This is a genomic window from Noviherbaspirillum humi, from assembly GCF_900188095.1.
Taxonomy (GTDB): Bacteria; Pseudomonadota; Gammaproteobacteria; order Burkholderiales; family Burkholderiaceae_D; genus Noviherbaspirillum; species Noviherbaspirillum humi.
This window is the reverse complement of record NZ_FZOT01000034.1, coordinates 1-12,995: the sequence shown is the minus strand read 5'-3', so window position 1 is coordinate 12,995 and position 12,995 is coordinate 1. Positions and strand designations below refer to the sequence as shown.

9 protein-coding genes and 1 tRNA gene are annotated in these 12,995 nt (G+C 60.6%); all 10 read left to right on the top strand.

All coding sequences use genetic code 11. The annotated features are described in order from the left end of the window. A partial coding sequence (locus CHB88_RS23815; RefSeq protein ID WP_483869944.1) for an EF-Tu C-terminal domain-related protein occupies positions 1-219 on the top strand: 219 nt, incomplete at its 5' end. Positions 220-281: 62 nt separating this feature from the next. Then, positions 282-357: transfer RNA gene (locus CHB88_RS23810), tRNA-Trp, on the top strand. 39 nt (positions 358-396) lie between these two features. Next, complete coding sequence (secE, locus tag CHB88_RS23805; RefSeq protein WP_089401854.1) at positions 397-780, top strand: preprotein translocase subunit SecE; 384 nt, start codon at positions 397-399, stop codon at positions 778-780. Next, positions 780-1,370, top strand: a complete 591-nt coding sequence (gene nusG / locus CHB88_RS23800) for a transcription termination/antitermination protein NusG (protein ID WP_089401853.1) — start codon at positions 780-782, stop codon at positions 1,368-1,370. The genes secE and nusG overlap by 1 nt, the downstream gene beginning before the upstream one ends. 129 nt (positions 1,371-1,499) lie before the next feature. After that, positions 1,500-1,931, top strand: a complete 432-nt coding sequence (gene rplK / locus CHB88_RS23795; RefSeq protein WP_089401852.1) for a 50S ribosomal protein L11 — start codon at positions 1,500-1,502, stop codon at positions 1,929-1,931. Beyond that, positions 1,931-2,626: a 50S ribosomal protein L1 gene (gene rplA / locus CHB88_RS23790; RefSeq protein WP_089401851.1), complete on the top strand. Its 696-nt coding sequence runs from the start codon at positions 1,931-1,933 to the stop codon at positions 2,624-2,626. Before rplK ends, rplA begins: the two co-directional genes overlap by 1 nt. A 301-nt stretch (positions 2,627-2,927) precedes the next feature. After that, a complete protein-coding gene (rplJ, locus tag CHB88_RS23785; RefSeq protein ID WP_089401855.1) occupies positions 2,928-3,425 on the top strand; it encodes a 50S ribosomal protein L10 in 498 nt (165 codons plus the stop codon). A gap of 79 nt (positions 3,426-3,504) precedes the next feature. Beyond that, positions 3,505-3,885 (top strand): 50S ribosomal protein L7/L12, encoded by a 381-nt coding sequence (rplL, locus tag CHB88_RS23780; protein ID WP_089401850.1) that lies wholly within the window; start codon positions 3,505-3,507, stop codon positions 3,883-3,885. 353 nt (positions 3,886-4,238) lie between these two features. Continuing rightward, complete coding sequence (gene rpoB, locus CHB88_RS23775; RefSeq protein WP_089401849.1) at positions 4,239-8,345, top strand: DNA-directed RNA polymerase subunit beta; 4,107 nt, start codon at positions 4,239-4,241, stop codon at positions 8,343-8,345. Positions 8,346-8,549: 204 nt separating this feature from the next. After that, complete coding sequence (rpoC, locus tag CHB88_RS23770) at positions 8,550-12,797, top strand: DNA-directed RNA polymerase subunit beta' (protein ID WP_089401848.1); 4,248 nt, start codon at positions 8,550-8,552, stop codon at positions 12,795-12,797. Positions 12,798-12,995 lie beyond the last annotated feature (198 nt).

Below are 12,995 nucleotides of genomic sequence, written 5' to 3'. Positions count from 1 at the left end.
TTCTTCAACAACTACCGTCCGCAGTTCTACTTCCGTACCACGGACGTGACCGGCGCGATCGAGCTGCCGAAGGACAAAGAGATGGTCATGCCGGGTGACAACGTGTCGATCACGGTCAAGCTGATCAACCCGATCGCGATGGAAGAAGGCCTGCGCTTCGCCATCCGTGAAGGCGGTCGTACCGTCGGCGCCGGCGTCGTTGCCAAAATCATCGAGTAATAACTGATCTTCAGGGCGGGCTTCACGGTCTGCCCTGTTAGACAGGCGTCTGTTCCAAGCGTAGGGGTATAGCTCAACTGGCAGAGCGTCGGTCTCCAAAACCGAAGGTTGGGGGTTCGATTCCCTCTGCCCCTGCCACCAATTCAAATCGGTTGCAGGGTATTGAAAGTAACACGTATGTCAAACCAGCCCGTCGAAACCGTCACCACTTCAAACGACAAGCTCAAAGTCGTTCTGGCCCTGTGTGCAGTTGTCGCGGGTATTGCCGGTTTCTATCTCCTCGTTGACAAGCCAACCGTCGTACGCGCCGCTGCGCTGCTCGCCGGTCTTGCTGTCGCTGTTGCAATCGCTTGGACTTCGGCTCCTGGGCGCCAGTTTGTCGGCTTCGCCAACGACTCCGTTCGCGAAACCAAGAAAGTGGTCTGGCCCGGCCGTAAAGAAGCAATGCAATTGACCGCCGTGGTATTCGGCTTCGTGCTGATCATGGCGATTTTCCTTTGGGGCACCGACAAGCTGCTCGAATTCATCCTGTATGACCTGATACTGGGTTGGAAAAAATAATGAGCGAAAACATACAAGAGGGCGTCCCGGGCGATTCTCAAACTGCCGCTTCGAGCGGCAATAAGCGTTGGTATGTGGTCCACGCCTACTCCGGCATGGAGAAAAGCGTCCAACGCAACCTGACCGAGCGCATCAATCGCGCCGGCATGCAAGACAAGTTTGGCCAGATCCTGGTTCCGACCGAAGAAGTGATCGAAGTGCGCAACGGCCAGAAAGCCGTCACCGAGCGCCGCTTTTTTCCGGGCTATGTGCTGGTCGAAATGGAAATGACCGATGAAACCTGGCACTTGGTAAAGAACACGCCGAAGGTCACCGGATTCATCGGCGGCAAATCCAACAAGCCGACGCCGATTCCGCCGCATGAAGTCAACAAGATCATGCACCAGATGCAGGAAGGCGTCGAAAAGCCGAGGCCCAAGGTGCTGTACGAAGTGGGTGAACTGGTGCGCATCAAGGACGGCCCGTTCACCGACTTCAACGGCAACGTCGAAGAAGTCAACTACGAAAAGTCCCGAGTTCGCGTCTCGGTCACTATTTTCGGTCGCGCCACCCCGGTGGAGCTCGAATTCGGTCAGGTGGAGAAGGTCTAAGCCGCCGACCAGCGCTTGGCGGGAGCGCAGCAAGCACGTTCTGCAAAATCCCCTGCACAGAGGAGCCTCATTAAGCCGTCCTTCCGGATGGTCCAACAGGCGCTACTACTCAATCATCTAGGAAATATCATGGCAAAGAAAATTGTCGGCTTTATCAAGCTGCAAGTTCCGGCTGGTAAAGCCAACCCGTCGCCCCCGATCGGCCCGGCCCTCGGTCAGCGCGGTCTGAACATCATGGAATTCTGCAAGGCGTTCAACGCCCAGACCCAAGGCGTCGAGCCGGGCCTGCCGATTCCCGTGGTGATCACCGCCTACGCGGACAAGTCCTTCACCTTCGTGATGAAGACCCCGCCGGCCACCATTCTGATCAAGAAGGCTGCTGGCATCCAGAAGGGTTCGCCGAAGCCTCATACCGACAAGGTCGGCAAGATCACCCGCAAGCAAGCGGAAGAAATCGCAACAACGAAAATGCCGGATCTCACGGCAGCTGACATGGAAGCCGCCGTGCGCACGATCGCCGGTTCCGCTCGCTCCATGGGTATCACGGTGGAGGGTCTGTAATGGCTAAGCTGTCCAAGCGCGCAAAAGCACTGAAAGAAAAAGTCGATCGCACCAAGCTGTACGCCTTCGACGCCGCAATCTCCCTGATCAAGGAATGCGCAACCGCGAAGTTCAACGAGTCGATCGACGTCGCCGTTCAGCTCGGCGTTGATGCCAAGAAGTCGGACCAGGTCGTCCGCGGCTCCGTCGTTCTGCCCGCCGGCACCGGCAAGAGCGTTCGCGTGGCGGTGTTCGCCAGCGGCGACAAAGCCGAGCAGGCGAAAGCCGCAGGCGCCGATGTGGTCGGCATGGAAGACCTCGCCGAGCGCGTCAAGGCCGGCGACATGCCGTTCGACATCGTGATCGCCTCGCCGGACACCATGCGTATCGTCGGTACTCTCGGTCAGATCCTCGGCCCCCGCGGTCTGATGCCGAACCCGAAGGTCGGCACCGTGACCCCGGACGTCGCCACCGCCGTCAAGAACGCCAAGGCCGGTCAGGTCCAGTACCGTACCGACAAGGCGGGAATTATTCACGCCACCATCGGTCGTAAGTCGTTCACCGACGCTGACCTGAAGGCCAACCTGCTCGCGCTGATCGAAGCGCTGAACAAGGCCAAGCCGGCAACCAGCAAGGGCGTCTACCTGCGCCGCGTTGCGATCTCCTCCACCATGGGTGCGGGCGTTCGCGTCGACCAGGCTTCCCTGGCTGCTTAAGCAATCAAGTCCCCGTGGCGCACGCGCCGCGGGGCAGTTCTTTGGGCCGGAAGGCGGCGGGCAACCGTTACCTTCCGGGCAATCAAAGACCGTTGGGCGGAGTGCATGCGGCAGCATCCATGCATGAAGTTAAACGTCGGCGGCGCAAGCCCCGTCACCCAACGCAGATGGCGAACCCGAACAAGTTTTGTAGTCTCAGCAAGGCGCAGACATACCGTGCCAGAAATGAACTCCTAACTTCGGACGCCGTGTTCGAAACGATGCAAAGCCCTCGGTTTTGCATCACTTTTGGAGGTTGATCTTGAGTCTCAATCTGAATGACAAGAAGGCCGTCGTCGCCGAAGTCTCCGCCAAAGTCGCAACAGCGCAGACTATCGTCGTGGCCGAATATCGTGGCATCCAGGTTGGTCACTTGACACAACTGCGCGCCAAGGCGCGTGCCCAGGGTGTGTACATGCGCGTGTTGAAAAACACGCTCGCTCGTCGCGCCGTCGAAGGCACGCAGTTCGCTGGCCTCGCTTCCGAAATGACCGGTCCGCTGATCTACTCGATCTCGGAAGACGCCGTTGCCGCGGCCAAAGTCGTCAGCGACTTTGCCAAGGGCAACGACAAGCTGGTCATCAAGGCGGGCAGCTATGCGGGCAAGCCTCTCGACAAGGCAGGCGTTGCTGCGCTGGCGAACATCCCGAGCCGTGAAGTTCTCATCTCCCAGTTGCTGGGTGTGATGCAGGCTCCGGTTTCCGGCTTCGCACGCGCGCTTGCCGCCCTGGCGGCAAAGAAGGAAACCGAAGGCGCCTGATAGCGGTTTTCCGCTGGCCCTGGTTTCCGGTCAAGACCCAATCTGATGTAAATACCGAATCAAAATTTAGGAGTTTCAAATGGCAATTAGCAAAGACGATATCCTTGAAGCAGTAGGTCAGATGTCCGTAATGGAACTGAACGACCTGGTCAAGGCATTCGAAGAGAAGTTTGGCGTTTCCGCTGCTGCGATGGCAGTTGCTGGCCCGGCGGGCGGCGCTGCTGGCGGTGCACCGGCTGCTGAAGAGCAGACCGAGTTCACCGTTGTGCTGGCTGAAGTTGGCGCCAACAAGGTCGGCGTCATCAAGGCCGTCCGTGAAATCACCGGTCTGGGCCTGAAAGAAGCCAAGGACCTGGTTGATGGCGCACCGAAGCCCGTCAAGGAAGGCATCGCCAAGGCCGACGCCGAAGCAGCCAAGAAGAAGCTGGAAGAAGCTGGCGCGAAAGCTGACCTCAAGTAATTCAGCTTGCCAAGGCGAATCAAGCATCGCCGGAGTCAAAGTTCAGAGCCCCCTTCGAAGAAGTGGGCTCGGCTTTGGCTCCTTTGTCGTTTCCGCAGTCGGTCAAAGCGAATTGAAGATTACGGGTCCGTCCTCATATGACACTGAATCGGCTCATATCGATGTGGATGCAAACCGCGATGCCAAGCAGTAACGACCCCGGTCAAGCAGTACCCTGGCAGTCGGCAGTTCGGTAGTCAGCAGTCTAGTAAGTTTTACGGGCCGAGAATTGAGGTTTCGCAGATGCGGCAGTCACGCGCAACCAGCCGGCGAAACCTGAATTCTTTATCCTTCCTGTCACTCACGGAGTGTCCATGCAATACTCATTCACTGAGAAGAAGCGCATTCGCAAGTCGTTCGCGAAGCGCGCAAACGTTCACAACGTTCCGTTCTTGCTCGCCACTCAGCTCGAGTCCTATCAGAGCTTTCTGCAAGCGGAAAAACCTGCAACACAACGCAAGAACGAAGGTCTGCAGTCCGCCTTCAGCTCGATTTTCCCAATCGTATCGCACAACGGTTTTGCACGCCTAGAGTTTCTGTCCTACGTGTTGGGCGAGCCGCCGTTCGACGTGAAAGAGTGCCAACAGCGTGGCTTGACCTTCGCTTCCCCACTGCGTGCAAAGGTGCGTCTGGTGATTCTTGATAAGGAATCGCCGACCAAGCCGGTGGTGAAGGAGATGAAGGAACAGGAAGTCTACATGGGCGAACTCCCGCTCATGACCGCCAACGGATCCTTCGTGATCAACGGCACCGAGCGTGTGATCGTTTCTCAGCTGCATCGTTCCCCGGGTGTGTTCTTTGAGCACGACCGCGGCAAGACGCATTCATCCGGCAAGCTGCTGTTCTCCGCCCGCATCATCCCTTACCGCGGTTCCTGGCTCGACTTCGAATTCGACCCAAAGGACATCCTCTTCTTCCGCGTGGACCGTCGCCGCAAGATGCCGGTGACCATCCTGCTGAAGGCCATCGGCATGACGCCGGAAAACATCCTGGCGAACTTCTTCGTGTTCGACAACTTCACCCTGCGCGCCGATGGCGCCGAGATGGAGTTCGTCTCCGAGCGCCTGCGCGGTGAAGTCGCACGCTTCGACATCGCTGACAAGTCGGGCAAGGTGATCGTTGCCAAGGACAAGCGCATCAATGCCAAGCATGTTCGTGAAATTGAAGCCGCCGGCATCAAGTACATCTCCGTGCCGGAAGACTACCTGCTGGGCCGCGTGCTGGCCAAAAACGTGGTTGATGCCGACACCGGCGAAATCATCGCCAGCGCCAACGACGAGCTGACCGATGAATTGCTCGGCCGTCTGCGCGATGCCCGCGTAACCGACATCCAGACGCTGTACACCAACGATCTGGACCAGGGCGCTTACATCTCCCAAACCCTGCGCACCGACGACACCGCCGACCAGACCGCCGCCCGCGTTGCGATCTACCGCATGATGCGCCCCGGCGAGCCGCCGACCGAAGAATCGGTCGAGGCTCTGTTCAACGGACTGTTCTACAGCGAAGAACGCTACGACCTGTCCGCCGTCGGCCGCATGAAGTTCAACCGCCGCATCGGCCGCGATGAGCTGACCGGCACCATGACGCTGTCCAACGAGGACATCCTCGCCGTCATCAAGATCCTGGTCGAGCTGCGCAACGGCCGCGGCGAAGTCGATGACATCGACCACCTTGGCAACCGCCGCGTGCGCTGCGTCGGCGAACTGGCGGAAAACCAGTTCCGCGCCGGCCTGGTACGCGTCGAGCGCGCCGTCAAGGAGCGCCTGGGCCAGGCCGAAGCGGACAACCTGATGCCGCACGACCTGATCAACTCCAAGCCGATCTCGGCCGCCATTCGCGAGTTCTTCGGTTCGTCGCAGCTGTCCCAGTTCATGGACCAGACCAACCCGCTATCGGAAATCACCCACAAGCGCCGTGTCTCCGCGCTCGGCCCGGGCGGTCTGACTCGCGAACGCGCCGGCTTCGAGGTACGCGACGTGCATCCGACCCACTACGGCCGCGTGTGCCCGATCGAAACGCCGGAAGGCCCGAACATCGGCCTGATCAACTCGCTGGCGCTGTATGCCCGGTTGAACGAATACGGCTTCCTCGAGACGCCGTATCGCAAGGTCGAGAGCGGCAAGGTCACCAATCAGATCGACTACCTCTCCGCCATCGAAGAAGGCCGCTATGTGATCGCCCAGGCGAACGCGACCATCGACGCCGGCGGCATGCTGTCCGACGAGCTGGTGTCCGCCCGCGAAGCGGGTGAAACCATTCTGGTATCGCCGGAACGCGTGCAGTACATGGACGTGGCCCCGGGCCAGGTGGTCTCCGTGGCGGCATCGCTGATTCCGTTCCTCGAGCACGACGACGCGAACCGTGCGCTGATGGGCGCCAACATGCAGCGCCAGGCCGTCCCTTGCCTGCGTCCGGAAAAAGCCTTTGTCGGCACAGGCATCGAGCGCACCGTCGCGGTCGACTCCGGCACCACCGTGCAGGCCCTGCGCGGCGGCGTGGTTGACTACGTCGACGCAGGCCGCGTGGTGATTCGCGTGAACGACGCCGAAGCAACTGCCGGCGAAGTGGGCGTGGACATCTACAACCTGATCAAGTACACCCGTTCCAACCAGAACACCAACATCAACCAGCGTCCGATCGTCAAGGTCGGCGACCGCGTCGCCAAGAACGACGTCATCGCCGACGGCGCATCGACCGACCTCGGCGAACTGGCGCTCGGCCAGAACATGCTGGTGGCGTTCATGCCGTGGAACGGCTACAACTTCGAGGACTCGATCCTGATCTCCGAGAAGGTGGTTGCCGATGACCGCTACACCTCGATCCACATCGAGGAGCTGTCCGTCGTTGCCCGCGACACCAAGCTCGGCGCGGAAGAAATCACTCGCGACATTTCGAACTTGGCTGAGAACCAGCTGGCGCGTCTGGACGAGTCCGGCATCGTCTACATCGGTGCCGAAGTCGAAGCCGGCGACGTGCTGGTCGGCAAGGTCACGCCGAAGGGCGAGACCCAGCTGACTCCGGAAGAGAAGCTGCTGCGCGCGATCTTCGGCGAGAAAGCCTCCGATGTGAAGGACACCTCGCTGCGCGTGCCCTCCGGCATGGTCGGCACCGTCATCGACGTGCAGGTCTTCACCCGCGAAGGCATCCAGCGTGACAAGCGCGCCCAGCAGATCATCGACGATGAACTGAAGCGCTATCGCCTCGACCTGAACGACCAGCTGCGCATCGTGGAAGGCGACGCCTTCCAGCGTCTGGAAAAGATGTTGATCGGCAAAGTCGTCAACGGCGGTCCGAAGCGCCTCGCCAAGGGTGCCGAAATCACCAAGGAGTACCTGGACGATCTGGACAAGTACCACTGGTTCGACATCCGCCCGGCCGACGACGACACCGCCGCTGCGCTCGAAGCCATCAAGGAATCGATCGCCGAGAAGCGTCACCAGTTCGATCTCGCCTTCGAAGAGAAGCGCAAGAAGCTGACCCAGGGCGACGAACTGCCGCCGGGCGTGCAGAAGATGGTCAAGGTCTATCTCGCCGTCAAGCGTCGCCTGCAGCCTGGCGACAAGATGGCGGGCCGTCACGGCAACAAGGGCGTGGTCTCGCGCATCGTGCCGGTGGAAGACATGCCGTACATGGCCGACGGCACGCCGGCCGACATCGTGCTGAACCCGCTCGGCGTTCCGTCGCGTATGAACGTCGGTCAGGTGCTGGAAGTGCACCTCGGCTGGGCTTCCAAGGGCCTCGGCCTGCGCATCGGCGAAATGCTCAAGGCGCAAGCCAAGGCGGCGGAGCTGCGCGAATTCCTGAAGAAGATCTACAACGAATCCGGCAAGTCGGAGGACCTGGACAGCTTCAGCGACGTGGAGGTGCTGCAGTTGGCCGACAACCTGACGCATGGCGTGCCATTCGCCACGCCGGTGTTCGACGGTGCGCACGAGAACGAGATCAAGCGCATGCTCGACCTCGCCTATCCGGATCAGATCGCGACGCAGCTCGGCATGAACGCGTCGAAGAACCAGGTCACCATGTATGACGGCCGCACCGGCGAAGCTTTCGAGCGTCCGGTCACCGTCGGCTACATGCATGTGCTGAAGCTGCACCACCTGGTCGACGACAAGATGCACGCCCGTTCCACCGGCCCGTACTCCCTGGTTACCCAGCAGCCGCTTGGCGGCAAGGCGCAGTTCGGCGGCCAGCGCTTCGGCGAAATGGAGGTCTGGGCACTGGAAGCCTATGGCGCGTCCTACGTGCTGCAGGAAATGCTCACCGTCAAGTCGGACGACGTCACCGGCCGGACCAAGGTGTACGAGAACCTGGTCAAGGGCGATCACGTCATCGACGCCGGCATGCCGGAATCCTTCAACGTGCTGGTGAAGGAAATCCGCTCGCTCGGCATCGACATCGACCTCGAGCGCGACTGATTCAAGCGTCTGTCGCACGAGACGGGCTGGCATGTGCCGGCCCGCCGGAAAGTTGGCAGTAAAGGAAGCGGTGTCTGTTCCCGGTATCAGTGGAACTTGCGCCGGCAAGGCGAGGCCCTCCCGCTGATGCGAACAGGGTTGTAGCAGAACCCGCTTCCCGCAATACCGAGATGCGTTTTTTCACGCCTGACTGGAGTGATACCAATGAAAGCTCTGCTCGATCTATTCAAGCAAGTACAGCAAAACGAACAATTCGATGCGATCAAGATCGGCCTCGCATCGCCCGAGAAAATCCGTTCCTGGTCCTACGGCGAAGTCAAGAAGCCGGAAACCATCAACTACCGTACCTTCAAGCCGGAGCGCGACGGTCTGTTCTGCGCCAAGATTTTCGGCCCGATCAAGGACTACGAGTGCCTGTGCGGCAAGTACAAGCGCCTGAAGCATCGCGGCGTGATCTGCGAGAAGTGCGGCGTCGAAGTCACGCTGGCCAAGGTGCGCCGCGAGCGCATGGGCCACATCGAGCTGGCCTCGCCGGTTGCCCATATCTGGTTCCTTAAGTCGCTGCCGTCACGTCTGGGCATGGTGCTCGACATGACGCTGCGCGACATCGAGCGCGTGCTCTACTTCGAAGCCTATGTCGTGACCGATCCCGGCATGACCCCGCTGAAGAAGTGCCAGATCATGTCCGAGGACGATTACGCCGCCAAGTACGAAGAGTACGGCGACGACTTCAGCGCCTTCATGGGCGCCGAGGGCATCCGCGAACTGCTGCGTTCCATCGACATCGATCGTGAAGTCGAGACCTTGCGTCAGGAACTGAAGGATTCCAAGTCCGAAGCCAAGATCAAGAAATACGCCAAGCGCCTGAAGGTGCTCGAGGCTTTCCAGCGTTCCGGCATCAAGCCCGACTGGATGATCATGGAAGTGCTGCCGGTGCTGCCGCCGGAACTGCGTCCGCTGGTCCCGCTGGATGGCGGCCGCTTCGCGACCTCCGACTTGAACGATCTGTACCGCCGCGTCATCAACCGCAACAACCGTCTGAAGCGGCTGATGGAACTGCGCGCGCCGGAAATCATCACGCGCAACGAAAAGCGCATGCTGCAGGAAGCCGTCGATTCGCTGCTCGACAACGGCCGCCGCGGCAAAGCCATGACTGGCGCCAACAAGCGCCCGTTGAAGTCCCTGGCTGAAATGATCAAGGGCAAGGGCGGCCGCTTCCGTCAGAACCTGCTGGGCAAGCGCGTCGACTACTCTGGCCGTTCGGTCATCGTGGTCGGCCCGCAGCTGAAGCTGCACCAGTGCGGTCTGCCGAAGCTGATGGCGCTCGAGCTGTTCAAGCCCTTCATCTTCAACAAGCTCGAACTGATGGGCTTGGCAACCACCATCAAGGCTGCCAAGAAGCTGGTCGAAGTTCAGGAGCCGGTGGTCTGGGACATCCTGGAGGAAGTCATTCGCGAGCATCCCGTGATGCTGAACCGCGCCCCGACCCTGCACCGTCTCGGCATTCAGGCTTTCGAGCCGGTGCTGATCGAAGGCAAGGCCATTCAGCTGCACCCGCTGGTCTGCGCCGCGTTCAACGCCGACTTCGACGGCGACCAGATGGCCGTTCACGTGCCGCTGTCGATCGAAGCCCAGATGGAAGCCCGCACCCTGATGCTGGCCTCCAACAACATCCTGTTCCCGTCCAACGGTGAACCGTCGATCGTGCCGTCACAGGACATCGTGCTGGGTCTGTACTACGCCACCCGCGAGAAGATCAACGGCAAGGGCGAAGGCATGATGCTGCGCGACGTGGGCGAGGTAATCCGCGCCTACGACAACAAGGAAGTCGAGCTGACCACCCGCATCACGGTGCGCATCACCGAGTATCCGAAGCACCCCGAAACCGGTGAGTTCGTGCAGACCGTCAAGCGCTACGAGACCACCGTCGGCCGCGCCATCCTCTCCGAGATCCTGCCGAAAGGCTTGCCGTTCTCGGTGCTGAACCGCGCGCTGAAGAAGAAGGAAATCTCGAAGCTCATCAACATCTCCTTCCGCAAGTGCGGCCTGCGCGCCACCGTCGTGTTCGCCGACCAGCTGATGCAGTCGGGCTTCCGTCTCGCGACCCGCGCCGGCATCTCCATCTGCGTGGACGACATGCTGGTGCCGCCGCAGAAGGCGACCATCATCGCCCAGGCTGAGCACGAGGTGAAGCAGATCGAGCAGCAGTATTCCTCCGGTCTGGTCACGGCTGGCGAGCGCTACAACAAGGTGGTGGACATCTGGGGCAAGGCTGGCGACGAAGTCGGCAAGGCCATGATGGACCAGCTGAAGGTCGAAGACGTCGTCAAGCGCGACGGTACCAAAGGCACCCAGGAATCGTTCAACGCCATCTACATGATGGCCGACTCCGGCGCCCGCGGTTCCGCCGCCCAGATCCGTCAGCTCGCCGGCATGCGCGGCCTGATGGCCAAGCCGGACGGCTCGATCATCGAAACGCCGATTACCGCGAACTTCCGCGAAGGCCTGAACGTTCTGCAGTACTTCATCTCCACGCACGGCGCTCGTAAGGGTCTGGCCGACACCGCGCTGAAGACCGCAAACTCCGGTTACCTGACTCGTCGTCTGGTCGACGTGACCCAGGACCTGGTTGTCACCGAAGACGATTGCGGCACCTCCAACGGCGCGTCCATGAAGGCGCTGGTGGAAGGCGGTGAAGTGATTGAGGCGCTGCGCGACCGTATCCTCGGCCGTGTCGCCGCCAACGACATCATCAACCCTGAAGATCAGGCGACTCTGTACGAAGCTGGTACCCTGCTGGATGAGGACGCGGTCGAGAACATCGAGCGCCTCGGCATCGACGAAGTCAAAGTTCGAACGCCGCTCACCTGCGATACGCGCTACGGTCTGTGCGCCAAGTGCTACGGCCGCGACCTCGGCCGCGGCACGCTGGTCAACAGCGGCGAAGCTGTCGGCGTCGTCGCCGCCCAATCGATCGGTGAGCCGGGTACGCAGCTGACCATGCGTACCTTCCACATCGGTGGTGCGGCATCGCGTGCAGCGGTGGCGTCCTCCGTCGAAGCCAAGTCGAACGGCACAGTGCGTTTTACCGCCACCATGCGCTACGTCACCAACGGCAAGGGCGAGCAGATCGTCATTTCTCGTTCGGGCGAAGTGCTGATCACCGACGACATCGGCCGCGAGCGCGAGCGTCACAAGGTGCCTTATGGCGCAACGCTGCTGGTCAAGGATGGTCTCGCCATCAAAGCCGGCACCGCGCTCGCCACCTGGGACCCGCTGACCCGCCCGATCATCACCGAGTATGCAGGTACGGTGAAGTTCGAGAACGTGGAAGAGGGCGTGACCGTTGCGAAGCAGATCGACGAAGTGACCGGTCTGTCTACGCTGGTGGTCATCGACGCCAAGCGCCGCGGTTCGTCCACCAAGAGCGTTCGCCCACAGGTCAAACTGCTCAACGAGCAAGGCCAGGAAGTCAAGATCGCCGGCACCGAGCATGCAGTGACCATCGGTCTGCAGATCGGCGCGCTGATTACCGTGAAAGACGGCCAGAACGTCTCCGTGGGTGAGGTGTTGGCGCGTATTCCGACCGAATCGCAAAAGACTCGTGACATTACCGGCGGTCTGCCGCGCGTCGCCGAGCTGTTCGAAGCGCGTTCGCCGAAGGATGCGGGCATGCTGGCCGAAGTCACCGGCACGGTCGCGTTCGGCAAGGAGACCAAGGGCAAGCAGCGCCTGGAAATCACCGATATGGACGGCAACAAGCACGAGTTCCTGATCACCAAGGACAAGCAGGTGCTGGTGCACGACGGCCAGGTAGTGAACAAAGGCGAGATGATCGTCGACGGACCGGCGGACCCGCAGGACATCCTGCGCCTGCTTGGCATCGAGGCGCTGGCCCGCTACATCGTCGATGAAGTCCAGGACGTGTACCGTCTGCAGGGCGTGAAAATCAACGACAAGCATATTGAAGTCATCGTGCGTCAGATGCTGCGTCGGGTTCAGGTCGTCGATGCAGGCGATACCGGCTACATTCCGGGCGAGCAGGTGGAGCGCTCTGAACTGTTGGACGAGAATGATCGCGTCATCGCCGAAGGCAAGCGTCCGGCGACTTATGAGAACGTGCTGCTCGGTATCACCAAGGCATCGTTGTCGACCGACTCCTTCATCTCGGCCGCTTCCTTCCAGGAAACGACACGAGTGCTCACCGAAGCAGCCATTATGGGCAAGAAGGACGGCCTGCGCGGTCTGAAGGAAAACGTGATCGTTGGCCGCCTGATTCCGGCCGGTACGGGTCTCGCTTATCATCGAGCCCGCAAGGAAAAGGAATCCTGGGAAGCCGAGGAGCGCAGTGCACTCCTGCAGGCCGAACAGGCTGCCAGAGCGGCCGAAGCAGAGGCTGCTATGGCCGAAGGTCAGAACAACGACACTCCGGAAAGCGACAGCCAGGCATAAGCTGATCTGCAGTATTGATATTGAAACGGCGCCGAAAGGCGCCGTTTTTTTGGAGAGCGCAGGCGAAGCACCTACCTGCCACAATGGAAAATCGATTAGGACGGGTGTTGACAGGGAGGAGCAAACCCCGCATAATCTCGCTTCTCTGCTGCTGACGAACACAACGCTTCGCAGCGCCGGCAAGCCGCTCAGGGGACT